Origin of the sequence: Noviherbaspirillum sp. UKPF54, from assembly GCF_007874125.1 — a bacterium.
Taxonomy (GTDB): domain Bacteria; phylum Pseudomonadota; class Gammaproteobacteria; order Burkholderiales; family Burkholderiaceae_D; genus Noviherbaspirillum.
Genome location: NZ_CP040128.1, coordinates 130,695 through 154,110, shown reverse-complemented (window position 1 = coordinate 154,110; position 23,416 = coordinate 130,695). Strand labels below are relative to the sequence as shown.

Annotated in this window: 23 protein-coding genes; 8 read left to right on the top strand and 15 right to left on the bottom strand. The window is 58.7% G+C overall.

Annotated features, from left to right (window positions below; genetic code table 11):
- Positions 1–12: 12 nt before the first annotated feature.
- The 5 genes from FAY22_RS00710 to cyoA are packed head-to-tail and all read right to left on the bottom strand — an operon-like array spanning position 13 to position 4,867.
- A complete protein-coding gene (locus FAY22_RS00710) occupies positions 13–831 on the bottom strand; it encodes an SURF1 family protein (protein WP_146328454.1) in 819 nt (272 codons plus the stop codon).
- Entirely contained in the window at positions 828–1,217 is a 390-nt protein-coding gene (gene cyoD / locus FAY22_RS00705) for a cytochrome o ubiquinol oxidase subunit IV (RefSeq protein WP_146328453.1), read from the bottom strand. The genes FAY22_RS00710 and cyoD overlap by 4 nt, the downstream gene beginning before the upstream one ends.
- Positions 1,214–1,849 carry a cytochrome o ubiquinol oxidase subunit III gene (gene cyoC, locus FAY22_RS00700; RefSeq protein WP_146328452.1) on the bottom strand — a complete coding sequence of 212 codons (636 nt, stop codon included), beginning with the start codon at positions 1,847–1,849 and terminating at the stop codon, positions 1,214–1,216. Before cyoC ends, cyoD begins: the two co-directional genes overlap by 4 nt.
- Positions 1,842–3,845, bottom strand: a complete 2,004-nt coding sequence (gene cyoB / locus FAY22_RS00695) for a cytochrome o ubiquinol oxidase subunit I (RefSeq protein ID WP_146328451.1) — start codon at positions 3,843–3,845, stop codon at positions 1,842–1,844. The genes cyoC and cyoB overlap by 8 nt, the downstream gene beginning before the upstream one ends.
- Positions 3,846–3,847: 2 nt before the next feature.
- Positions 3,848–4,867 (bottom strand): ubiquinol oxidase subunit II, encoded by a 1,020-nt coding sequence (gene cyoA / locus FAY22_RS00690; protein WP_146328450.1) that lies wholly within the window; start codon positions 4,865–4,867, stop codon positions 3,848–3,850.
- A gap of 126 nt (positions 4,868–4,993) precedes the next feature.
- On the opposite strand from cyoA, the gene FAY22_RS00685 reads away from it, so the two are divergent.
- On the top strand, positions 4,994–6,331 hold the full coding sequence (locus FAY22_RS00685) for an MFS transporter (RefSeq protein ID WP_146328449.1): 1,338 nt from the start codon (positions 4,994–4,996) through the stop codon (positions 6,329–6,331).
- A 96-nt stretch (positions 6,332–6,427) separates the two neighbouring features.
- Here FAY22_RS00685 and FAY22_RS00680 read toward each other — a convergent pair whose 3' ends face one another.
- From FAY22_RS00680 to FAY22_RS00670, 3 genes are all read right to left on the bottom strand, one after another.
- Complete coding sequence (locus FAY22_RS00680; protein WP_246860608.1) at positions 6,428–7,576, bottom strand: TIGR03118 family protein; 1,149 nt, start codon at positions 7,574–7,576, stop codon at positions 6,428–6,430.
- Positions 7,577–7,830: 254 nt separating this feature from the next.
- On the bottom strand, positions 7,831–8,103 hold the full coding sequence (locus tag FAY22_RS00675) for a high-potential iron-sulfur protein (protein ID WP_168204723.1): 273 nt from the start codon (positions 8,101–8,103) through the stop codon (positions 7,831–7,833).
- A gap of 16 nt (positions 8,104–8,119) precedes the next feature.
- On the bottom strand, positions 8,120–9,298 hold the full coding sequence (locus FAY22_RS00670) for a cytochrome C (RefSeq protein WP_146328447.1): 1,179 nt from the start codon (positions 9,296–9,298) through the stop codon (positions 8,120–8,122).
- A 423-nt stretch (positions 9,299–9,721) separates the two neighbouring features.
- Between FAY22_RS00670 and FAY22_RS00665 the strand changes: the two genes are divergently transcribed.
- From FAY22_RS00665 to FAY22_RS00650, 4 genes are read left to right on the top strand one after another with little or no spacing between them, the layout of a single operon-like run.
- Entirely contained in the window at positions 9,722–10,285 is a 564-nt protein-coding gene (locus FAY22_RS00665; protein WP_246860607.1) for an RNA polymerase sigma factor, read from the top strand.
- Positions 10,282–10,935, top strand: coding sequence for a zf-HC2 domain-containing protein (locus FAY22_RS00660; protein WP_146328445.1), 654 nt, complete (start codon positions 10,282–10,284; stop codon positions 10,933–10,935). The genes FAY22_RS00665 and FAY22_RS00660 overlap by 4 nt, the downstream gene beginning before the upstream one ends.
- Positions 10,932–12,182: a S8 family serine peptidase gene (locus tag FAY22_RS00655; protein WP_146328444.1), complete on the top strand. Its 1,251-nt coding sequence runs from the start codon at positions 10,932–10,934 to the stop codon at positions 12,180–12,182. Before FAY22_RS00660 ends, FAY22_RS00655 begins: the two co-directional genes overlap by 4 nt.
- Entirely contained in the window at positions 12,157–12,891 is a 735-nt protein-coding gene (locus FAY22_RS00650; RefSeq protein WP_168204722.1) for a TorF family putative porin, read from the top strand. Before FAY22_RS00655 ends, FAY22_RS00650 begins: the two co-directional genes overlap by 26 nt.
- Before the next feature lie 67 nt (positions 12,892–12,958).
- On the opposite strand, the gene FAY22_RS00645 is transcribed toward FAY22_RS00650, so the two are convergent.
- Positions 12,959–15,457: an EAL domain-containing protein gene (locus tag FAY22_RS00645; protein ID WP_146328442.1), complete on the bottom strand. Its 2,499-nt coding sequence runs from the start codon at positions 15,455–15,457 to the stop codon at positions 12,959–12,961.
- Positions 15,458–15,816: 359 nt separating this feature from the next.
- Entirely contained in the window at positions 15,817–16,125 is a 309-nt protein-coding gene (locus FAY22_RS00640) for a cytochrome c5 family protein (protein ID WP_146328441.1), read from the bottom strand.
- 708 nt (positions 16,126–16,833) lie between these two features.
- Here FAY22_RS00640 and FAY22_RS00635 point away from each other — a divergent pair.
- The 3 genes from FAY22_RS00635 to FAY22_RS00625 all read left to right on the top strand — a co-directional run bounded on the left by FAY22_RS00635 (position 16,834) and on the right by FAY22_RS00625 (position 19,557).
- Positions 16,834–18,372 (top strand): tyrosine-type recombinase/integrase, encoded by a 1,539-nt coding sequence (locus tag FAY22_RS00635; protein ID WP_146328440.1) that lies wholly within the window; start codon positions 16,834–16,836, stop codon positions 18,370–18,372.
- A 314-nt stretch (positions 18,373–18,686) separates the two neighbouring features.
- Positions 18,687–19,271: a hypothetical protein gene (locus FAY22_RS00630; protein ID WP_146328439.1), complete on the top strand. Its 585-nt coding sequence runs from the start codon at positions 18,687–18,689 to the stop codon at positions 19,269–19,271.
- Positions 19,272–19,320: 49 nt separating this feature from the next.
- Entirely contained in the window at positions 19,321–19,557 is a 237-nt protein-coding gene (locus FAY22_RS00625) for a hypothetical protein (RefSeq protein ID WP_146328438.1), read from the top strand.
- Positions 19,558–19,637: 80 nt separating this feature from the next.
- Here the strand turns inward: FAY22_RS00625 and FAY22_RS00620 are convergent, their stop codons facing one another.
- The 5 genes from FAY22_RS00620 to FAY22_RS00600 form a co-directional block, all read right to left on the bottom strand.
- On the bottom strand, positions 19,638–20,258 hold the full coding sequence (locus FAY22_RS00620; RefSeq protein ID WP_146328437.1) for a cold shock and DUF1294 domain-containing protein: 621 nt from the start codon (positions 20,256–20,258) through the stop codon (positions 19,638–19,640).
- 100 nt (positions 20,259–20,358) lie between these two features.
- Complete coding sequence (locus FAY22_RS00615; protein ID WP_210411867.1) at positions 20,359–21,225, bottom strand: HNH endonuclease; 867 nt, start codon at positions 21,223–21,225, stop codon at positions 20,359–20,361.
- Between the two features lie 494 nt (positions 21,226–21,719).
- Positions 21,720–22,034, bottom strand: a complete 315-nt coding sequence (locus FAY22_RS00610; RefSeq protein WP_146328436.1) for a hypothetical protein — start codon at positions 22,032–22,034, stop codon at positions 21,720–21,722.
- Positions 22,035–22,247: 213 nt separating this feature from the next.
- Positions 22,248–22,607, bottom strand: a complete 360-nt coding sequence (locus tag FAY22_RS00605) for an AAA family ATPase (RefSeq protein ID WP_146328435.1) — start codon at positions 22,605–22,607, stop codon at positions 22,248–22,250.
- 143 nt (positions 22,608–22,750) lie between these two features.
- Complete coding sequence (locus tag FAY22_RS00600; protein ID WP_146328434.1) at positions 22,751–23,383, bottom strand: hypothetical protein; 633 nt, start codon at positions 23,381–23,383, stop codon at positions 22,751–22,753.
- Positions 23,384–23,416 lie beyond the last annotated feature (33 nt).

The window sequence follows — 23,416 nt, the reverse complement described above, 5'->3', positions numbered from 1 at the left end:
ACATCGATTCCCTCACCCTGCGCGGCGCAGCCGGCGCTCCTCGCGCCAGATCCACAAGCCGGCGGCCGCCGCCATCAAGGCGAGAGCATACCAAGTCAGCGCGTAGACCAAGTGGCTGTTGTGGAAGGATACGACCGTCAGGCCGCCGACCGGGGCGATTCCACCCAGCCTTGCATCCGCGCGCGCCGGCTCGGCGTCCGCATCGATGAAGTATGGCGCAACCCGGCGCAGGCCGCGCGCGGCGGCAATCGCCTGCACGTCGCGCGAATACCAGCGCTCGGCAACGGAATCATTGTGCCGCAGAAAAGCTCCGCCGGGCTCGCTCAGGCGCAGCAACCCGGTAACGGTGGTGGCTTGTTCCTGGCTGATCGGCCGGTCATGGATTGCCTGGCGCACGCCGCCGGCGGCCTCGGAAGGGATGAAGCCGCGATTGACCAGCACGATGGCGCCGTCGCCATCGGCAACGCGCAGCGGCGTGAGCAGCCAGTAGCCGCTGCCCAGCTCGGTGGCGGCCTGGACCAGGGCCGATTTTCCATCCATGAACGTGCCGCTGAGCCGCACATGGCGATACTCGTCGGACTCGGCGCTGATATGCGGCCAGCGCTCGGGGCCGGGCGCCGCGACGGGCGCTGCGTGCACGCGCTGCTCGACGCGCTCGATCAGCGCCAGCTTCCATTGCAGACGCTGCAACTGCCAGGTGCCGAGCGCCGTGAAACCGGCGCATGCCAGCGCCGCGCACACGGCAAGCACCAGCAGCGTTGCAAAAGAGCGCGGGCGCGGCGCGGCTTCCTGCGAAGCCGCGCCGCGCCCTTGCCCTGAACCATCCATCATGGCATGTCGTGCATTTGGTGCGTGGTCCCGGGCGCCATGCCCGGCATCATGTTGTGGTTCAGGTGGTACATCACCCAGATCGAGCCGGACAGCACGATCACCACCAGCACCACGGTGAAGATCAGCGCCAGCATGTTCCAGCCGCCTTCGGACTTGGTGTTCATGTGCAGGAAGTAGATCATGTGGACCACGATCTGCACCGCGGCAAAGCCGAGGATGACCATCGCGGTGGTGCTCGACTTGTCGATCACCTTGCCCATCACCAGCCAGAACGGGATCGCCGTCAGGATCACCGACAGCACGAAGCCGATCGCATAACTTTTCAGGCTGCCGTGGTCGGCGTGGTCATCATGATGACCATGGTCGTGCGTGTGATGTTCGCTCATGGCAGGACTCCCATCAGGTAGACAAAGGTGAAGACGCCGATCCAGATCACGTCCAGGAAGTGCCAGAACATCGACAGGCACATCAGGCGGCGGCGGTTTTCGGGAATGAGGCCGTGACGGTTCAACTGGAACATCAATGTCACCAGCCAGACGATGCCGAAGCTCACGTGCAGGCCGTGCGTGCCGACCAGGCAGAAGAACGCGGTCAGGAACGCGCTGCGCTGCGGGCCGGCGCCTTCATGGATCAGGTGCGCGAACTCAGTTAGTTCCAAGCCGAGGAAGCCGAGGCCGAACAGGCCGGTGATGCCCAGCCACAGCAGCGCGCTGCCCAGTCGCTTGCGCTGCGATTCGAGCATCGCGAAACCGTAGGTGATCGACGACAGCAGCAGCAAGGCCGTATTGGTCGCCACCAGCGGCAGGTCGAACAGTTCGGCGGCGGTCGGGCCGCCCGCGTAGCTGCGCCCCAGCACCGCATAGGCGGCGAACAGACACGCAAAGATCAGGCAGTCGCTCATCAGGTAGATCCAGAAACCGAGCAGGGTGCCGTTTTCCGGATGATGCTCGCGCACGTAAAAGCGCGAGCTCGCGTCGGCGCTCACGGCGCCCATGGAGTTTGCAGTGATCTCAGACATAGCTTTCCAACATGCGGGTGCGAGCATTCTCGGTACGGACGACCTCGTCCGCCGGGATGTGGTAGTCGCGTTTGTAATTGAAGGTGTGGATGATGGTTGCCGTCAACGTTGCGGCGAAGGCAAGGCCAGCCACCAGCCACATCTGCCAGATCAGCGCGAAGCCCATCACCGTGCTGAGCGCTGCGATCACGAATCCGGCTGCCGTATTCTTCGGCATGTGGATCGGGACGAAGCCCTGCAGCGGACGGGCATAGCCGTGCTTCTTCATGTCGGTCCAGGCGTCCTTCTCGAAGACGCGCGGGGTGAACGCGAAGTTGTAGTCCGGCGGCGGCGAAGAGGTAGACCATTCCAGCGTGCGGCCGTTCCATGGGTCGCCCGTGACATCGCGCAATTCGTCACGGCGCTTGAAGCTGACGTAGAACTGCACCAGCATCGAACCGATGCCGAGCGCGATCAGCACGGCACCCAGTGCGGCGATCTGGAACCAGATCTGCAGCGACGGATCGTCGAAATGGCTCATGCGGCGAGTCACGCCCATCAGGCCGAGCACGTACAGCGGCATGAAGGCGAGGTAGAAGCCGACCACCCAGAACCAGAACGAGCACTTGCCCCAGAATACGTCGAGCTTGTAGCCGAAGGCTTTCGGGAACCAGTAGTTAATCGCGGCAAAGATGCCGAACACCACACCGCCGATGATCACGTTATGGAAGTGCGCGATCAGAAACAGGCTGTTATGCAGCACGAAGTCTGCCGGCGGCACCGCCAGCAGCACGCCCGTCATACCACCGATCACGAAGGTGATCATGAAGGCGATGGTCCACATCATCGGCAGCTCGAAGCGGATGCGGCCCCGGTACATGGTAAACAGCCAGTTGAAGATCTTCGCGCCGGTCGGGATCGAGATGATCATCGTCGTGATGCCGAAGAACGAGTTCACGCTCGCGCCCGAGCCCATCGTGAAGAAATGGTGCAGCCAGACGAGGTAGGACAGGATCGTGATCACCGCGGTCGCATACACCATCGAGGTGTAGCCGAACAGGCGCTTGCCGGTGAAGGTTGGAACCACTTCCGAGAAGATGCCGAACACCGGCAGCACCAGGATGTAGACCTCCGGGTGGCCCCAGATCCAGATCAGGTTCACGTACAGCATGGAGTTGCCGCCCAGGTCGTTCGTGAAGAAGTTCAGGCCGAACATGCGATCCACCGACAGCATCGCCAGCACCGCGGTCAGCACCGGGAAGGTGACGACGATCAGCACGTTGGTGCACAGCGCGGTCCAGGTGAATACCGGCATCTTCATCAGGCTCATGCCGGGCGCGCGCATCTTGACGATGGTCGCGATCAGGTTGACACCTGACAGCAAGGTGCCCACGCCCGCGATCTGCAAGGCCCAGATGTAGTAATCGACGCCGACATCCGGGCTGTACAGGATGCCGGACAGCGGCGGATAGGCGAGCCAGCCGGTGCGCGCGAATTCGCCGACGAACAGCGACGCCATCACCAGCACGGCGCCCGACGTGGTCATCCAGAAGCTGAAGTTGTTCAGGAACGGGAAGGCCACGTCGCGCGCGCCGATCTGCAGCGGCACCACGTAGTTCATCAGGCCGGTCACGAACGGCATCGCGACGAAGAAGATCATGATCACGCCGTGGGCGGTGAAGATCTGGTCGTAGTGATGCGGCGGCAAAAAGCCGGCCGTGTCGCCGAAGGCGACCGCCTGCTGCGCGCGCATCATGAGCGCATCGGCAAAGCCGCGCAGCAGCATCACCAGGCCCAGGATCATGTACATGATGCCGATCTTCTTGTGGTCGATGCTGGTGATCCAGTCGCGCCACAGCGTGCCCCACAGGCGGAAATACGTCAGCGCGCCGAAGACGGCCAGGCCGCCGACGGCGACCATGAGGAAGGTGCCGATCAGGATCGGTTCGTGATATGGAATCGCATCCCAGCTCAGCCGGCCGAAGATGAGCTTCGTCAGATCAATGTGGTCTTGCATCGTTACTCTTTATGGATTTTGGAAATCGGGGCGAAGGTATTGGAAGCGGCGGACGATTCGGCGCCGCTCTGTGCGATTTCGCACATTTCATCCTTACGCGCGATGGCGGCTTTGACGCGCTTGCTGTCGGCGGCCATCATCTGGTCCGTGCAGGTCGCACCGGGCGCGACGCAGCGGTTGACGATCGCGTGGTACAGGTCGGCCTCGACCTTGCCATAGCGGCGCACCGGTTCGCGCTCGCTGGGCTTTTCCAGCACCAGGTAGTCGGCGCGCTTGAGTTCGCCGCCGGCAGCCTTGGTCTTCTGCACCCAGCCCTCGAAGTCGGCGGCACTCATGCCGTAGTACTTGAAGCGCATGTGGGAAAACCCTGCGCCGCTGTAGTTGGCCGAAAAGCCTTCGTACTCGCCCGGCTTGTTGATCACGGCGTTCAGGGTCGTGTCCATGCCCGGCATCGCGTAGATCTGGCCGGCCAGCGCGGGGATGTAGAACGAGTTCATCACGTTCGACGCGGTGATCTTGAAGCGCACCGGCACATCGACCGGCGTGGCCAGTTCGTTGACCGTCGCGATGCCCTGCTCCGGATAGATGAAAAGCCATTTCCAGTCGAGCGCGACCACCTGCACCTCCAGCGGCTTGGTATCGGCGGGAATCGGGCGATTGGCGTCGATGCGTTGCAGCGGGCGGTACGGATCCAGCAGGTGGGTGCTGATCCAGGTCAGCAAGCCCAGGGCGATGATGATCAGGAGCGGCGCGCCCCAGATGACCAGTTCCAGCTTGGTGGAGTGATCCCATTCGGGATCGTATTTTGCCGCCGTGTTATTTTTTCGATAGCGCCAGGCGAAAAGCACGATCAATGCGATCACCGGCACGATGATCAGCAACATCAGCAGCGTGGACACAAGGACCAGATTGGCCTGCTGGGCAGCGATGTCGCCGGATGGATTCATCACGACGGTATCGCAGCCAGCCAACAACACCATGGGCGAGAGGCCTAACAGACGACGGGCGTTTATCAGATGCATTCTGGAAAGTAAAGGATGTAGATCAAGATTATGCTAATCTAACCTCACGAGTGGGCGTTGGCGATAGGACATTTTGTCCTCCCCTGCCTAAAAAGACCCGCCGATATCCAATTTGAGGAGCAATGAATGTCCAGTACCAGCATGCATGGCGGGGCTCTTCCCGCCCAGTTACGTTCGGCCTCCGGCGATGCGGACAAAGCCGATCATTCGCACATTGCGCCGGGCGAAATCGCCGTCGGCGTGGTCATCGGCCGTGCCTCCGAATATTTCGATTTCTTTGTCTACGCCATCGCCTCGGTGCTGGTGTTCCCTTCCGTGTTCTTTCCATTCGAGCAGCGACTGGAAGGAACACTCTATGCGTTCACGATCTTTTCTTTTGCATTTATTGCAAGACCGTTCGGCACCGTCGCCTTCATGGCGATCCAGCGCCGCTTCAGCCGCGAACTGAAACTGATGCTCGCGCTCCTGCTGCTGGGCGCATCCACCGCCGGCATCGCCTTCTTGCCGACCTATGCGCACCTGGGAACGGCATCGATCGTGCTGCTGGCGATCCTGCGCATCGGCCAGGGCATCGCGCTGGGTGGCTCATGGGACGGCCTACCCTCGCTGCTGGCGCTGAGCGCGCCGAAGCGCCGCCGCGGCTGGTACGCGATGCTGGGGCAACTGGGCGCGCCGGTCGGCTTCATCGTCGCGGCCGGGCTGTTCTGGTTCCTGCTGTCGGCGCTGTCCGGCGCGGACTTCCTAGAATGGGGCTGGCGCTATCCATTCTATGTCGCGTTCGCCATCAACGTCGTCGCGCTGTTTGCGCGCCTGCGCCTGGTATCGACCGACGAATACGCGCGTCTGCTCGACGAGCGCGAACTGGAACCGACCAACGCCGCTGAAATGGTCCGCTCGCAGGGCCGCAACGTGCTGATCGGCGCGCTCGCGGCGCTGGCCAGCTATGCGCTGTTCCACCTCGTGACAGTGTTCCCGCTATCGTGGATCACCCTGTACTCGTCGCGCTCGATCAGCGACTTCCTGGTGATCCAGATGATCGGTGCGGCGCTGGCGGCGGCCGGCGTGATCGCCTCCGGCCTGATCGCCGACCGCTTCGGCCGCCGCACCACGCTGGGCACCCTTGCCGCACTGATCGCGCTGTTCAGCGGCGTGGTGCCGATGCTCATGGACGGCGGCGACCTCGGCCAGACCGTTTTCATCCTGGTCGGCTTTAGCCTGCTCGGCCTGTCGTACGGCCAGGCTTCCGGCGCAGTGACCGCCAACTTCCTGCGCAAATACCGCTACACCGGCGCGGCCCTGACCTCCGACCTGGCCTGGCTGGTCGGCGCCGGTTTCGCGCCGCTGGTCGCGCTCGGCCTGTCGGCCCATTTCGGCCTGGCCTATGTCGGCCTGTACCTGCTGTCGGGGGCCGTCGGTTCGCTGGCCGCATTGAGCCTGAATCGCGCACTGGAGATCCGCGATTAAGCCAGGAATCCAGAGCGGCACCCGCCGGCGCATCGCTAGCGACGCCAAATGACGAAAGGGGCTGCGAACCTTCATTCGCAGCCCCTTTTTTCCGCATCACGGTTCGCTGTCCTGCCCGGCATCCGGCGCCACCTCGATGCGGCCATACAGCCCCTGCTTTTCATCGCCGGGCCCGGCGGCGAAAAACAGCGTATTGACGGGCTGATTGGCAAAGCCATTGCCGAATGCCAGTCCCCACAGGCCATCGATCTGGATCGGCCGTTTCCCGGCATCCTTCAGCGTGCCTGCGAACTCGCCGGTGGCGGCGTCATAGGCGTGAATCAGGCCATCGCCGAAATTGCCGACCAACAGGCGGCCGCTGAACTGGCCGAAGCCCGCCGGGGCCAGCGTCATGCCCCATGGCGAATTGAGCGCGCCCTGCGATACCACGCGCCGCAGCAGCGTGCCATTGGGATCGTACACATCGATGAAGCCCAGGCCCACGCCGGCCACATCGTCATGCTTTGCCGCGTCCTGCTTGGCATAGGAGACATAGATATCGCCGCCAATGGCCTGGAGCCCGAACGGCGCAAAGCCGGCCGGCAGGTTGGGGTCGGAAAATGCCCCAGCCGGCAGCGTCACCGGCTTGAAGCTGCCGTCGAAGACATCGATCCGGTTGTTGTGGAAGTCGGCCGCGTACAGCAGGCTGCCGCTGCCGCCGGCGCTCAGCGCAAGTCCCTTGTAGACGGCGGCGGTAGCCACCGAATTGTCGATCATCCGAATCGCATGCGTGGCATCGACGTTGGGCGCCCAGGCGGCGATGACGCCATCTTCCGTGGCGAAGATGAACTTGCTTGCTCCCGATGCTCCGCCTTGCGACACCACGAAGCCGGTCGAGCCATTGAACACGATGCCGGTCGGCGTGCCCGGCCCGCTGGCATTGGCCGGCCCCGGGATCTGGACCACGAGCGGCTGCGGCTTGCCATTGCCGTCGTATAGCGTGCTGACGCCGGTGCCGTTATCGGCCACCCAGACCGGTCCGAACGGGTTGAAGGCAATGCCCCAGCTGTTGATCAGATTGGGATCCGTGTTATCCGCAGGATTGGACCCGTCGGAAACCAGATTGTGCTGTTGATAAAAATTGCCGGTTACCTGAGCGCTGGCGCCCTGGTTGCCATTGGCCTGCGCCGATGGCGCCATGATGCAAGCCAGCATGCCCAGTGCGCACAGGTAGCGGACAGCATGGTGATGACAACGAGTATCCATGTCCGATTCTCCAAGGATTGACGGTTGATATCGAGAACAGCGTTCCTGCCAATCAGCTTCTTTCCGCCGCGGTCGCGCCGGCGGGTTCGGCAGCATACGGTGAATACGTCATCCCCGGCGGGCGGTTCACATGCGTCGCTCAATCGCACCGGCCATTTCGGATGTATCAAACCTCTTGCCAGGGTTTAGCATCCTTGGCGCCACTACCTTGATCATTGCGGCCTCGATCGCAGCGGTGCGCGGCATCCGATCCGTCATTTTTTCGTGAACGCCATGCACCAGCCATTCGGGCTGATTACGCCGTCGACGATGCGGCACGCACCAGCGGAATTTGCCGCTTGTGCAGGCAGGAATTCCGCACAATCCATGCATCTCTTGCCTTCGTTCGGAAGATCCTGATAATGAAAATCGGACTTGGACGCCTTGCCGGCAAGTGCGGCATGGCTCAACGTCAGCACTGGAATACCCGCCAGCATGATCATGCCGCGCGCCAGCATCCGGCGGCGTTCTTTCTGCAGCTTATCCATCGCATTGTTTCCTTGGTCAGAACATGAGCCACGCCAGCAGGAACAAGGTGTTGTTGTCCCTGGCATTGCGGCCGAACCCATCGTAATTCGTGCGGGCGCCGTTGAACTTGTTGTAGGCGGTGTATTGCAGGGTGAACCGGATATTCCGCCGGGGCAGGTAGTTCAGCTCCCAGACGAAGCCCGATGTATCCGGGCTGCCTCTGGCGCTGCCCGTGACCGGATTGCCGGTGTTGTAAAGAATTTCGTCCGAGTCGCCGGCCGTTGAAAAGTAGCCGAGGGTGATGCCGTATTTCTTTTGGTAGTAATACGTCGCCTTGGCGCGGAAGGTATGCAGGGTATCGGCCGGATTGCTCTGCGGCGTGCCATCCCAGTGCTGCCTCTCGCGGATATAGTTGAGCTGCAGCGAAACGCGGTGCCGGTCGGTGAGGTACTGGTATTGCGCATCGATGCCGGTATCCGCGAAGCGGTCGACGGGTCCGCTCTGCATCGTATTGTCGGGATAGCGATCGACCGTCAATCCGTAGGCGCCGACCATGGCGGAATGCATGCCATCCTTCCACTCGTGCTGCAGCGCCAGACGCCAGTACGGGTTATATCCCCTGAGGGCGGCATCGCTTGCCGTATCGGTGCCTGCGCGCAGCACGGAAAATGCGCCGTCGGCCGTGCGATAGGCGCTCAGCTCGCCGTACAGCGTGTTGCGCCACAGCCCGTAAACACCCAGCCCCGCCACCTGCTGTCCCAGGCTCTCGATGGCGGTGGCCGCGTTCGGCGTAACCGCCACCGGAGAAGAAGCAAATGGAAAGCCCCAGGCCGGCCCCGTGTTGTAGACATCCTGCACCATGGGATTGTTGTGCAGCGTAAGGCCATAGATTAATTCTCTATCGTTTTCTCCCATGCGATTGGCATAGCGGATATCGACATTGTCGATACTGCTGTGGTGTGCGATGCCATCGTAGGACCATTGCGAGAATGCGCCCGCATGCTCGGCAAATTTTCCCGCCATGAAAATGCTTGCCTGCTGCAACGTGATATCCCTGTCCTTCTGAAAATTATCGGGGTCTCTCGGATCGACGCTGAGCGTCGACGTGCGCGACAGCTGCAGCATGCCGGCAAACGGCAGGCTCAGCTGGTCGCCCAGGGTATAGCCATTCAGCTTGAACTGCCTGCCGGTCGGCGTCAGTTCCGGCCAGCTCACATGGCAAGTCATGCAATTCAAATGAGTCTGGCGCGCAAAGCTGGGCACCGCATGAGCAATGCCCGAGACCAACCACATTCCCAGGCTCACAGCAATGCCGGCCAGGGAAAAAACGATAGGCGATTTGCGCTTTGACATAACGCAGCTCCCTGTGAATGGACGCTTCGCATAATGCAGGACACGGGACGCGAATCGGCGTGCCTCCCTCTGTCCCGGGTACGGCACCTTCTTACGCCGGCTTGCGCCAATACGGCAACTTACGCGGTAAATCCCCCGCACTCTCCGCGCGGTTCAAGTGGATCAACACTCCTCGCGCGGAAAAGCCGCGACGACTGCCGGCGATCTGAACCTTTTGCTGCCGGCAGTGCATTCACCGTGAACGACGGAGGCGCCTGGATGTTAAGGACGGCCAAGGAGCCCGGAGTGGCCCCGCGTACCAGCGACGCGGATGAAGTGCGGCTCATCAAGCGGGTCGCCATGGGGGATCTCGATGCTTTCGAAACGCTTTACCGCAGCTACTTTCCGAAGCTGGCGCGCTTCCTCGATCGCATGACGCGGCAGCCCCATCTGATCGAGGAAATCGTGAACGACACGATGCTGGTGGTGTGGCAAAAAGCGCATACCTTCGATGCAAGCTGCAAGCTGTCAACCTGGATCTTCGCCATCGGCTACCGCAAGGCATTGAAGGCGATCCGGCTGCGGGACGATCCGGTCGAGTGCGACTTCGAAACCTGTCCGGACGAGAGTGCGCACGAGCCGGAGAACGAAGTCCGCCGGCATGAGCTGCAGGCGCTGTGCAAGTGCGCGCTCGATTCGCTCACGCTTGAACAGCGCACGGTGGTGTGCCTGACCTACTTCCACGATCTCGGGTACGCCGAAATCGCCGACATCATGGACTGCCCTGTCAATACGGTCAAAACCCGCATGTTTCATGCGCGGCGCCGGCTGGTGACGCTGCTCGCCGACCGATTGGAGGAAATGAAGTGAATGGACATGTCGTCCATCTCGATACGCTGTCCCATCAGGCCGCGCAGGAATTGCTGCCCTGGTTCGTAACGGGTGCGCTCTGCGCCGACGAGATGGCATTGGTGCGCGAGCATATGCGCACATGCGCGCAATGCCGGATCGACGCCGACTTGCATCGCAAGCTGCGCGCCATGCAGCCTGCGCCCAGCGCGCTGCCGGATGCCGAGCGTGCGTTCGCGCGCCTGCAACCATTCCTCGTCACGGCGCCGCGTCCATCCGCGCATGCGCCGGCGCGACCTGGGCCATCCGCATTCTGGCGCAGGCTGTATGGCACGGGATCGACCTGGACGCGCTGGACGTTGGCCGCCCAGGCCGTCGTCATCGCCCTCCTGCTCATGCGCCCCAATGCCGGCCCCGCGTGGTATCGCGCGCTGGGCACGCCGGCCAATGCCGCCGGCAACGTAGTCGTGATGTTCAAGCCGGACACCACGGAACAGGAGCTGCGACGGATATTGCAGGAAAGCGGCGCACGCCTGGTGGACGGCCCGACGGCGACGGATGCCTATGTGCTGCGCGTGCCGGGCGCGCAGCAGCGGCAAGCCATCGCCATGCTTCGCTCGAAGCCCGCCGTCATCCTGGCCGAACCGCTCGATTCCGGAGGCCGCCGTTGAACAGGCTCGGATTGCTTTTCCTGCTCATCCTCGGCGTTTCGCTTGTCGGCCGGGCCGCCACGCAAGACGACGCCGCCCGGGACAGCGAACGCCGCATTCTGGTGATGCTGCACTTACCGCTGCCGCATTTTCGGCCCGACGCGAATTACGCCGGCGGATATGAAGACGACAGCGGCCACAGCGCGCGCCGGCGCATCGCGACGGACATGGCGCGGGAATACGGCCTGAAGCTGGACAGTGACTGGCCGATGCCGGCGCTGGATGTGCATTGCTTCGTAATGGAGCAAACGACAGACGAGCCGCCCGAGCGCGTGGCGCGTATCCTGTCGCAGGATCCGCGGGTGGAATGGGCGCAGCCGATGCGCCGTTTCCACGCACTTGGAGCGAGCGATCCGCTCTCCCCGCTGCAGCCCGGCGAGCGCCTCTGGCATCTGTCCAGCATGCACACGCTGGCCACCGGCCGCCGCGTGCGCGTGGCAGTCGTCGACAGCGGCATCGAGGCGGACCATCCCGATCTGGCGGGGCAGGTCGAGGCCGAGGAGAACTTTGTCGATGGCGATCGGTACACGGCAGAAACCCATGGCACGGCAGTGGCGGGGATCATCGCAGCGCGCGCCGGCAACGGCATCGGCATTGCCGGCGTGGCGCCCGACGCCCGCTTGCTGGCTTTGCGGGCCTGTTGGGAAGCATCGGCCAACGACACGGAATGCAACAGTTTCACCTTGGGCAAGGCGCTGCATGCCGCTATCCTGCACGAGGTACAGGTCATCAATCTGAGCCTGACCGGGCCGCCGGACCGTCTGTTGCAACGACTGCTGGACGCGGCGCTGGCACGCGGCATCAAGATCGTCGGCGCGATCGACCCGCACAGCGCCGACGGCGGCTTCCCCGCCTCCTACCCTGGCGTGTTCGCCGTCGCCGATCAGCCATACGATGTCGTGCGCCTGCGCAAGGCAGACATACTGATCGCGCCCGGCCGCGACGTCGTGACGACGATGCCAGGCGCGCGCTGGAATTTCGTTTCCGGCCCATCCTTCGCCGCCGCCCATGTCTCTGGCCTGGTGGCATTGCTGACAGAGTTGCGGCCAACGCTCGCCGCATCCCGGATGCGCCGAGAACTGGTGGTCGAATCCGACGATTCCCGCATGGCAGGCACGATCGATGCCTGCGCCACCGTGGCGAACAGCGCGAAAGGCTGTTCCTGCCTATGCGCCGGCTCCGATGCAGTGGCCAACCGCCACCGCTGACGCCCCATGTGCCGTGCGCCTGCTCCGGCCCGCGTTCGCCGGCGCGCTTCTGCTGCTCGCGACCCAGGCTGCGGCGCAGTTCAGCGGCAGCGTATCGGCGGTGTCGGACTACCGGTATCGCGGCGTGTCCCTCAGCGACGGCAGCCCGGTGGCTCAGCTGCGGCTGGACTATGATGGCAAGAGCGGGTGGTATGCGGGCGGCGTGGCTTCCGGCGCGAATCTGAGGGAAGAAGGCCGCAGCCATGCGCAATTGCAGGCGTACGCGGGATATTCTGCGCAGCGCTCCTCCGGCCTTGCCTGGGAGGTTGGCGGCACCGGCGCGATTTTTCCGTGCGCCGCAGCGTACAACTACGCCGAAATTTTTGCCGGATTCGCCGCCGCCGATTTGAGCGGCCGCCTGTATTTCTCTCCCGACTACCTTAGCCTGCGCGCCAAGACCCTCTACGTCGAACTCAACGGCTCACGGGCGTTAGCGGAGCGGCTTCACCTGCTCGGCCATATCGGCTTGCTGCATGCGTTTGATCGGCCGAAAAGGTCGGAAGCCTATGCGACGAGCCAGGCCGATATCAGCATCGGCGCCAGTGCCGACCTGGCGGACTGGAAGATCCGGCTGACGTGGAGCGCCGCCCGGAAAAACGACGAAGACAACCGGCTTTACGAGGGGCGCAGCACCCATGCCTGGGTCCTGAGCGCTTCATATGCGTTTTGATCTACCGGTTTGGGCATCGCTTTCCTTTCAACGCTGGCATAGCGATGGGCAAGAGCGCGGCAAAAAATCAGTCAATTTGCCATGTTCCTTGCGCCACCCGCGGCAGATACCCGAATAACAGCGCCGAAAAGTCCCCCGCCGGCAGCGGACGGCTGAACAAATAGCCTTGCATTCCATCGCAGCCATTCTCCACCAGGAATCGTTGCTGCTCGTCGGTTTCGACGCCTTCGGCAATCACGAGCAGGTTCAGGCTGCGGGCAAGCGCAATAATGGCGCAAGTAATGGCTGTTCCATTACCGGCCGAGCCTATCTCGCGCGTGAACGATTGATCGATCTTCAACTTATCAATCGGGAAGCGGTTCAACTGCGCCAGGCTCGAGTAGCCGGTTCCGAAGTCATCGATGGAAAATTTCACACCGATATTTCGCAGCTCCGAGATCACGCCGACCACGCGCTCTGTCCGCTGCATGATCATGCTTTCGGTGAGCTCCAGCTCCAATCGGTCCGGTGCGAGCCCTGTCTCGTTCAATACTTGCTTGACCTGGGATGCAAAATCTTCGCGGTTCAACTGTTGTGCCGAGACGTTGACCGCGACGCGCAGATCGGGAAACCCGTTGGTGTTCCAGATTCGGTTCTGGGCGCAGGCTTCACGCAGCACCCAGCGGCCGATTTCGATAATTTGCCCGGTTTCTTCAGCAATGGGAATGAAGCGTGCAGGCGAAACCATTCCCATGTGGGGATGCAGCCAACGCACCAAGGCTTCCATTCCGATGATGCGGCCTGTCTCAAGATCGACTTGCGGTTGGTAGTAGACCCGGAGCTCGTTTCGCTGCACCGCCTGATGCAAGCTGCTTTCGATCAGCAGGCGTTCCATCGACGCATGGTTCATCTCTTCGCGGAAGAACTGAAAGCAGCCTCCGCCGGCGCCTTTCGCATGGTGAAGCGCGACGTCTGCGTTTTTCAGCAGCATGTCCGGCGTATTGCCGTCTTCCGGGTAAACGCTGATGCCAATACATGCGCTGATGCTGACTTCATGCCCGTCCAGTACAAACACGCGCGCCAGCTCTGCGCGCAACCGTTCTGCCAAGTCGGCTGCCACCTGCGGCTCCGGAAGCCCTTCCGTGATCACCGCGAACTCGTCCCCGATATGGCGCGACAGCGTATCTACACCGCGCAGCGCGCCCTGCAACCGCTCTCCCACCGCGATCAGCAAACGGTCGCCGATATGGTGTCCCAACGAATCGTTAATATGCGCCAGCCGGTCAATATCGATTGCCAATAACGCGACGCGCCACCGATTTCGCTCCGCATTCGAGATGGCGTGCTGCAGCCGGTCGCGCAGCAGTGCGCGGTTTGGCAAGCCGGTCAGGGCATCGTAGAACGACAGGCGTTCAATCTGGTGTTGCGCATCCTTGAATTGCGAAATGTCGCTGAAAATGCCAATGTAATTGGCGACCGCTCCTTTTGCATTCAGGACCCGGGTGATCGAGAGGTGCTCCGCAAATACCTCGCCCGATTTGCGGCGGTTCCACATCTCCCCGCTCCAGTGGCCGTTTTCATGAATCGCCGACCACATCTTCTGATAGAAGGCATCGTCCTGGCGCCCGGACTGCAGAATAGCCGGCGTCTTTCCAATCACCTCTTGCGGTTCATAACCGGTGATCGCACAGAAACTGCGATTAACCGTCAGGATGCATTTTTCTGCATCGGTAATGATGATTCCCTGTGCACTGTTCTCAAACACAATGCTCGACAGTTTCAAGTCCTCTTCGGCGCGCTTGCGTTCGGTAATGTCGAGCATTACGCCAACCAGCCCGCCAGGGCTGCCGTCCTTTTGCGTATAGGTGGCCTTGTAGAAGGCGACGTCGTGCCTGGAGCCGTCGTGATACCGCACGCCGGCCTCGTATGTCTGCACGCCACGGCTTGCGAATAGGGCTTGATCGGCCGCCTCGTATACTTCGGCCAGGTTGCGCGGCGCAATGTCGTACACTGTTTTTCCGAGCAGCTCATACCGCGCAATCCCGATATAGGCCTCGAATGCCTTGTTACAGCCGCGGTAGCGGCCTTTGGCATCCTTCCAGAAAATGGGGCTGGGAATGGTGTCGCCAAGCTGTTCAAGGAAGTGGGTGTGTTCCGCGGCGGCTTGTTGCGCCAGCTTTTGCTCGCTGATGTCCACCATGATGCCGCACAGTGCGACAGCCTGCCCTTGGCTCATGCGCAGGCTGACCGAATCCTTGAGCCACACCACGCGTCCGTCACGCGTGATCATGCGGTATTCGAACGCATGATCAGCTCCCTCGCGGCTCTGCTGCGCGCAGTAATCGACGGCCCAGGTACGGTCATCGGGATGAATATGCGCCGGCCAGAATCCCTCGGCATACCATTCATCGACCGCGTAGCCAAGGATATGCTCGGCGCGCGCACTGACGAAAGTGAAGCGGAAGGTGGCCGGATCAGCCTCCCAGACGATTCCGTCTATGCTATTGATCAGCTCCGCAAGGCGCCGTTGTGTTGTGGCCAGTTCGCCGTCAGCGGCGTCTTCGACTGGATGGATAAGAGCGTTCATGTATTTTTTGTCCGGTGCCTACACCATACGTCGCGTTAATAAAGGCGGCTGTCTCCTTGGTGCCGCCCCAGGCTCTTTCAATACGATGCTACTCGGCTGTCACTCTTTCCTCATAAGCGGCAGCCGGATCGCCCCGCCATTTTCCGCGAGCCAGGCGGGAGGCGGCTAAAAGCAGCCATTGCGCACCTGGAGGCGCAATGCATACTGGCTGGGAACATATGCTTCAAAACTCTCTCCGCGACGTCGGTACATCCTGTGGCGCTCGTTCATGCACAACGAACAGATTGCTGCACCGTGGAGGCGAGTAAAAACGACGGAAGGCGCGTATGAAACGCGCCTTTCAAGACATAGCGAACCGCTTATTTAGACTGGCCGATCATATAGTCGGCGGCGGCGATCACGTCCGCATCCGACAGGCTGGCGTTCCCCCCCTTGGCCGGCATCACGCCTTTTCCCTTGAGGGCGGAAGCGTGCAATGCACCGGCTCCGGCGGCAATACGTGGAGCCCATGCCGCCTTGTCGCCAAATTTGGGCGCACCGGCAGCCCCCGTTGCGTGGCATGCGGCGCAGGTGGACTCATAGACTGCCTTGCCGTCAGCGGCAGAGGACTGGCCGCCAATCGCTAACAAGCAAGCAGTGACTGCGGCACCAGCAAAACCGAACTTCATAACTTCCCCCTGAATGTTCAATAAACCGTCAAAGCGTGTGCCATTATGGACACTTCATTTCCATAGAGCAATTGGCGTGCCACGCCGCCTCTGTCGGAAGCCGCATCCGATCGTCCGCATCAGATGATCCATATCAATTTGACTCTCGGGGTTGCGAAAGGCCGTGCGTGGTTTCTAGATATGGGAAGCTAGATCATGACGGCGCAGTCAGCCGACGGGGCAGTCGTTGCGCGACTATGCGCTCGGAAGTATGTCGGACCAAGCAAAAGCAACGTGAACTCAAATTACTGAGGCACCTTGAGCATACGTTGAGCAGGAGTGAAAGATCAGAGAAAAAGGGCTAGACGATTTCTCGTCTAACCCTTTGATAGCACTACACAAAATTTGGTGGGCCTCCCGTGAGTCGAACACGGCACCAACGGATTATGAGTGTCATGCACTAATGAACAAATACATGCATTAACACATCAAAAACAGGGCAAAAATGATATAAAACATTGATTTGTTTACGGTTTATACGACAAAAGTTTTGCCCAAATAATTTACCCTGAAGCAACTTTATTATTTCAGCAGGGTAAAAATATACCAAAACCGGCCATTTTTGTTTATACGTTTCAACTATTGGGGCAAAATCGGGGTAAACTATTTTACCCCGGAAAGACGAATTGACGCACTCCGGAAGCCCGCTTAACAAAAAAGGAATGCGCAATGTCTGATGACAAGGTTAGGTTCACGTCACTCGCCTCCATCCTCGCCCTGCCGGTACCCTTAAAAAAGCCCAACGAGGAATACAGGCACATGGAGTACAAAGGGTTTTTTGTTCGGGTAATGCGTGCGCGCAAGGACGGCAAGGTTCGGCGCACGTACATCCATCGGTATAAGAAGAAGGTCTCCGACGGGGCGGGCGGGTATAAACGAGTCAATGAAAACGATATCCTCGGCCTGGTCGAAAAAGTTGACCCGACCGATGTCGCCATTGAATACAAAGAGGCACTAAAACGGTACCTGAATGCCCACACAGCGCTGGAAAACGAGGGCGATGAAGTCGTTGATGACAAAAAAGAACAGCGCTTAACGGTAGCCGGAGCCTGGGCTCAGTACTCAACAGAAAAGCGCGTTAACTCGCCACGAACTATTACTAAGGACACCGAGATTTATAACCGGTACTACAAGCACTTGCAGGATAGATACCTGGACGAATTGACGCACGCATTTTGGAAAGAGTTCGTACTACAGCTCGAAGAAGGCACGCTAGTAGTTGGCACGAATGTGACGGAGAATCGGACAGACCCCATCTTCCGCGGACCGCTGAGCGCCGGTTCAATGCCGGGCGTGGTGAATGTGGGCATCACACTTTATAGCATCGCAGAAACGTATGATGGACTTTATGGCGTAGAGAAGGGTTACTGCCCCCTACGCAAAGTGAAGGCAAAGCAGCTCAAGAAACCCCCGAAGCGCAAGCGGCATATCCCACTTAAACAGTTGGGTCTGGCATGGCGCGCAGCCGAACAACTCATTGCCCCTTGGTGGAAAGATTTGTTTCAACTGTACGTACTGACTGGCCTGCGGCGAAGCCTGATGGTCAATATGCGATTCGATGAAATTGATTGGGAACGTGGTCTGTATATCTTTCCCCCAGATAAAGAAGGAACAAAGCGGCGACATCGCGACATCACAGACGAGTCGGAGCCAATTCGACTTCCGTTCTCTAAAAAAGCCATGGAAATTCTCCGTGCGCGTCGCGAGTTTGCTCCGGATAAAGAAGGTTGGGTATGGTTTTCGCCGAAACCAACCAGAGGCCGCAGGACGAAAAAAGAGCGCGCACGGCTGTCCGACCCACGTGGCGCTTGGACGCTCATCGAGGACGCGCTTGGAGGATTCCACTTCAGTCCCCATGATTTGCGGCGAACATTTGCCACTGCAGGGATGAAGTCAACTGGTCGCGACATGTTCGCGGTCGCACTGCTGATGCTGCACACCTCTACGACACTAGCAAAAGCCGCCGATTTGCCGGAAATCACACTGGATTACATCAATACTGATGAAGCCCAGGACCAGATGCGTAAAGCAGCTAACTGCATCGCTGATTACATAGACAAGCTGGTAACTATGGACGCAGGACAGTCACAGAACATCGAAGACCCTGTGCTGCCAAACTACATCGAAGATGCGCTGAACGTACGAGATGAGACACCCAGCGCCGAGGAGCAAGACGAAGACGACGAGGCACTCAAGGAGGACGCGTAACAGAGCAGCTCTCTAACCGATTATTTTCAAACATGTCCCATGCTGTGGAGCGAGGCACTCCCAGCGTGTACACCACTTCCTGAAACAACGGACTTGGAGCGATAGTCTCTCTTAGCTACAACAACGGCGTGGGGCCCTATTAGACTAAAAATCGACAGCACTGAATCTGCATCACGCCCACACCGTGGCAATGATGATAAATGCGATGAACCAGGAACGTCTGGCGGCGTCTGCGCATCAATTTAAGCGGCTAGCGGCATTTTGGCAGTTGCTATACGCCTTGAGACCCATTCCAAGGGTCGATACAGGCCAATATGAACGCAAACAAAGAATCATCCCCTTACCAGGCTCCCGCCTTATATCTCGGACGCCTGATGTCGCCAAAGGAAGTACTTGCGGCGACGTCGGACCGAACCGGCATTCCCCACAATGTCAGACGCAGCTGGACGCTCTGCGGAGATGTGCCCGAAACATTTTGGGACACGTTGAAGAACGACCCTCGACTAGTTGGGCTGCGCGCAAGCGGTTTTACAACGCCCAGCAATACGGCATATGCCACTTTTACTGTCCAGGTCCGAGACTATCAAACCCGATTCTTACTGCCACTTGGCGACGAGAAGGTCAGCACGTTCATCGAAGACGCGCAAGCCGGCATTTGGCTGTCACTTGGACGAAACGAAGGTAACGACGCCCTGCTTCACCAGTTCGTACTCACGCCAGCCGAGCTTGCACCACTTGCCACCATCTCGAGGCGCTGCCGTCCGCCGCACTGGCAGTACGCGCTAGCCGAGCTTGAACAGGTCACCTGCAAGGCATTGGAACTTGACCTGATTGGGAGCGCCCTGCCCGGCTTCATCGTCAATCACGTCGCTGTCAACCTGGTGCTGTCTGGCGCATAACACTTGGCAAACTAGAACCAATATAAAAACAACAATTAGAAAGAAAACAATGCAGGAACTAAAACCTTTGCAGGAGCGCCGCTTCCTCATTCGAAACAAGAAGACAAATGAAGCACTGGCGATTATCGAAGCGGAGACCCTTGAACAAGCGCTTCAGCGCAGCCGGAAGCTCGTTGATGCCACCACGCTGCTAGGCAACATAACAGAATTTGAGGGCGAGCAAGTGCACATGCCAATGCCATTACCCACATTTCTAGACGGGTATTTTTCCCTTCTCGACCAATAGGCCAATTAACGAGATGAATTCGGCCCGCTTCGCGGGCCATTTTTTCTTCACCCTCAAAACTGGGAAACGCAAAACAATTGTCAGGCCCCACCGAAACGCAAGAGTCCAGCTAACGAAGCAAAAATAAATATGCCGATGTTGAAGAATGTGACGAACCAGTGGGCAAGCCGGAATTCTGTCTTTTTACTCTTATGTCTTAAAAACTGCTGAGCCAGGGTGGCCCCAGGCCATCCCCCGGCCATGGCCACAAAGAGAAGATTCGCTTCAGGTATTCGCCATGCCCCGGCTTCAGCGGCCCCTTTGTCGAGCCAGTACATAAACATGGCCGCAAGACTCAAGCCAAAGTACGCTGCAAGGACGTACCAGCTGACGCCCCATTGCCACGTGGCGAACAGATAGAGCACCGGAAAACCGGCGAGTGTGACAATGCTTAGGACAGGCCAAGGATATGTCTTGTTACCATGGCTCACTCCAGACCGATTCGCGTCCTTGGCACGCAGATACGTCACTGAAGTTGCTCGCTTCTTCCCATCCTTCTCAGCCACCACTTCAAAACTCAACCGCGCCCCGTCAGTCGGTCGGTCATGCCCCTTTGGAAATGATTTGATGTTCACAAAAACATCTTGACGACCACCATCGGGTCGAATGAATCCAAACCCGCGCTCGTCATTCCATTTCGTTAATGTCCCTTGAAATCTCATTCGCCAATCCCCAAAAAATTAACCTAACCAATGGTGACGATGCACGAGACAGAACGGCACGAGCATCGAAGTTGCCTAGTAATGAAATAAATTTGCGCCGCTAATCAGTCGGTTTGTCCTTGTTGACTAGGTCCCTATGGCGCTGCAGATGTTCGGCCATATACCTGCGAAACCTGGCCTCATCCGAAAAGCCAAGGTGACTAGTGTCAAGTTGCATCCCTTCACGCAACCCCAGCTTTGCCACTTCCGCACGAATTCGCGGGTGCAGAACGCTCACGAACATTCCTCGACTTTCCTGAAAACTCATTAGATACCTGTCAAACAGCCTGTCCGCATGAGCTACAAGCAATAATCCGTTCATTGGGTCTAAACGTTCGGCATTGGAGCTCTCGCGCCACGGCTTTATATGTGAAGCAATCAGCATCTCCGGGACGCCAAGTCCTGTTAGAGCGCAGGTCTCGCCCTTACGCCAATATGCAACAAGGTCTGCGCGGAACCGCCCTTGCCCTATCCGGGCTTTTGCCAGCACATCTCGCTCAGTTACGTCGGGGACGTCTAGCTCAAGCTGCTCAAGGTCTTCGATGAGGTCTGCAGCTTCACTCGAGCTGTAGCCTGCCAACAGCTCGTCAAATCGTTCCTTGTAATCAGGGTCAGTAGGCAATGGATTGAAATTCTGACCACTGGAAAAGTAGCGGTGCACATCGTCCCGCGAGTACCAATGAGCCGTGTTCAAGGGAACAGGAGCGTCTGGTCTTCGAAGCGGCTCCATTGAAAGCCGGTACCTGTAATTTTTAATTTCACCTCGAAGATTTTTCAGCGGCCATGGTCCGATATGTCTGCGTCTAATCCTGAAAACACCTTCAAGGAAGTAATCCACTCCGCGCACCTCCGGGTCCTTGTCACCGGAAAGTACGTAGACCAAGTCGCCTTCGGTCGGCTTGTCGCTGTTGGTGTAGTAGCTATCCAAGCCAAACGGGCCGAAGACGTGTGTAAGGTGGTACGCGAAATAGGTTCGACTCAAGATTCTCTCTTACTGGATAAATTACCCTATGAATGTCAATCAGGAGCGGATGCAGAATATCCGTAATGTGCGGTCCATGCGAACGCTGACGACTTCCTTTGGGCCAATGCCACTGAATGCCCATAAGTTGCTTTATGGCAATCAGCTAGCATAACGCAACCATTTTCTTTTTTCTAGAAAGCATCGCAATGCCAGCGAACGACATGAACGATGAACTGGACCGACCTATGCTTTACGTCTATGTCGTCAAAGCGCGCCAATCTACATGTCATTGTCGTTACCGATGTTTTTGGAGAAAGGAGCTTATCCTGCTCGACCAACAGACCAATTGAACATGTGAATTCGGCCCGCTTCAGCGGGCCGAATTCACATGAGGGAAATAGAGACAGTAACCTTCAGCAGGTAATAGTCACCGACTCAGAAAATTTCCGTAATCAGAACTATGCTTCTTCAACGGCTAACCCGACTTCATCAAATTCTTCGGTTGAACACTCAGCCTCCTCCATGTGTAAGCGCGCCTCTTCAGGTGAAATCGGTCGTAATCCACTTCCACTAGTCTTCCCATTCCCCTCAACGCTTTTCGCCCACATAGTAAGCGGCCCACCACATCCAGCCAAAAAGAAACGCCCATTTTTTGTTTGAAACAAATAAGTTTCATGCCAGCGAAAATCTCCTGCATGCGCATTGCACGGCAATTGGCAAATTTCTGATGCCGTTTCAGTATCATAAGTCTTACCGTCAACTACTCGTTTCATTACATCACCCTTTAATAAATTGTTGATTTTTTGATGCTCCAATTTCTATAGGAACTATCTTTATAGCTTCGTCAGTGAGCAAAACCAATCCTAGAATCAGGCACTACGCACGTCATCTTCTCGATTCCCAAATTGGGCGTTTACTCACATTTCTGAAAAATACTGGGCTGGATTGCCACTTGAGCCAACAATTCAGCCCGATTTTCTCCGCCGCTAATCCTCCCAGCGAGAGCGCATCATTTCGATTCTTTCCGGCGGAACGCCGTGGAGATTCGGATAGGTACCTGTCGCGGTAATTTCGCGAACCGGGACACCCTGCTGCTGATAGGGCTGCATCTCCCATTTGCGAACAAAGGTATTAGCCACCACCACGTTGTGCCCGCGTTGCAAGGCCGCTTTTACTTGCTCAAGACACCAGGCATGTGCCTTTTGCACGTCGGCCGGATTGTAGTGATACACCCCGTCTTTTTCGAAATACATGTCGGCTTCCACGTGGATATGCGTGGTCATTTGTTTGGCGAGTGTCGTCTTACCGCTGCCCGGCAACCCGCGAATAAGTACAATTTCTGGCATAGATGAATTCCGTTGAATTTGTTAAGCGCTGAACCATAGGATTGGCCGACCACGCTGTGAACGCATGCATTGGCACGCTTTTCATTGCTGCTCCGTCCACGGTTCTGCGTTGCCAGGGCGGGCGCCCTGGCCTTGTTTGCCCGTTAGGCTTCGATGGTGGATATCCTGGCACTGACCAATTGCTGACCTAGCTTTTGCCAATTCTTGCAACCGATGGGGGCCGATATCCGACGCAAGGCGGTCATGCCTGTCGGTTCGTGCGGAACGGGTACCAGCCACCCCGGATTGGACTCATCCGAGTGAAAGGGCTGCCACTTATTCCCTAGACGGGACGCTGTATCGTAAGTGCGGTGGGTCTGGAGCGTTCGCTCCAGCTCCAGGTTTAATACCTGCCTTCGGGTTTTGACCGTTCCAAGCGCCTGGCGCAGAATTTCGTCTCTCGGGCGAGAAGCGGGAGCCGCGAAGGCTTGGCGAGAATTCCGTTCACCGGTGTAGTTTTCTGAAGTCTCGATGGTCTCGGCTGCCACATGGCAGTTGGAGATGCCATCTATTAGCCACCTCATCTCGCCCAATGTCGGGCCGTCGCTCACGACGCTGAATTCCACATCGACGTCTGGCATGGCGTGTATGACACCATCGAGGTCGATGTTGGACCGAGTCTCTTTCCATTCCATTATCCAGGGGAGAAAAACTGCCCTGATGGCTTGCGTATCGGCGAAGCACTCGGCGCGGAACTTAAAAGTCGGGTTGTGAGAGGTGCTGAATTGTACTGACATGAACGCTCCCGCCCATTGTTGGGCGCTAGAGCG

Coding starts and splice junctions, on each gene's coding strand:
- FAY22_RS00710 (WP_146328454.1), bottom strand. CDS start 831: ATGATGGATGGTTCAGGGCAAGGGCGCGGCGCGGCTTCGCAGGAAGCC.
- cyoD (WP_146328453.1), bottom strand. CDS start 1,217: ATGAGCGAACATCACACGCACGACCATGGTCATCATGATGACCACGCC.
- cyoC (WP_146328452.1), bottom strand. CDS start 1,849: ATGTCTGAGATCACTGCAAACTCCATGGGCGCCGTGAGCGCCGACGCG.
- cyoB (WP_146328451.1), bottom strand. CDS start 3,845: ATGCAAGACCACATTGATCTGACGAAGCTCATCTTCGGCCGGCTGAGC.
- cyoA (WP_146328450.1), bottom strand. CDS start 4,867: ATGCATCTGATAAACGCCCGTCGTCTGTTAGGCCTCTCGCCCATGGTG.
- FAY22_RS00685 (WP_146328449.1), top strand. CDS start 4,994: ATGTCCAGTACCAGCATGCATGGCGGGGCTCTTCCCGCCCAGTTACGT.
- FAY22_RS00680 (WP_246860608.1), bottom strand. CDS start 7,576: ATGGATACTCGTTGTCATCACCATGCTGTCCGCTACCTGTGCGCACTG.
- FAY22_RS00675 (WP_168204723.1), bottom strand. CDS start 8,103: ATGGATAAGCTGCAGAAAGAACGCCGCCGGATGCTGGCGCGCGGCATG.
- FAY22_RS00650 (WP_168204722.1), top strand. CDS start 12,157: ATGCAGTGGCCAACCGCCACCGCTGACGCCCCATGTGCCGTGCGCCTG.
- FAY22_RS00645 (WP_146328442.1), bottom strand. CDS start 15,457: ATGAACGCTCTTATCCATCCAGTCGAAGACGCCGCTGACGGCGAACTG.
- FAY22_RS00640 (WP_146328441.1), bottom strand. CDS start 16,125: ATGAAGTTCGGTTTTGCTGGTGCCGCAGTCACTGCTTGCTTGTTAGCG.
- FAY22_RS00635 (WP_146328440.1), top strand. CDS start 16,834: ATGTCTGATGACAAGGTTAGGTTCACGTCACTCGCCTCCATCCTCGCC.
- FAY22_RS00630 (WP_146328439.1), top strand. CDS start 18,687: ATGAACGCAAACAAAGAATCATCCCCTTACCAGGCTCCCGCCTTATAT.
- FAY22_RS00625 (WP_146328438.1), top strand. CDS start 19,321: ATGCAGGAACTAAAACCTTTGCAGGAGCGCCGCTTCCTCATTCGAAAC.
- FAY22_RS00620 (WP_146328437.1), bottom strand. CDS start 20,258: ATGAGATTTCAAGGGACATTAACGAAATGGAATGACGAGCGCGGGTTT.
- FAY22_RS00610 (WP_146328436.1), bottom strand. CDS start 22,034: ATGAAACGAGTAGTTGACGGTAAGACTTATGATACTGAAACGGCATCA.
- FAY22_RS00605 (WP_146328435.1), bottom strand. CDS start 22,607: ATGCCAGAAATTGTACTTATTCGCGGGTTGCCGGGCAGCGGTAAGACG.
- FAY22_RS00600 (WP_146328434.1), bottom strand. CDS start 23,383: ATGTCAGTACAATTCAGCACCTCTCACAACCCGACTTTTAAGTTCCGC.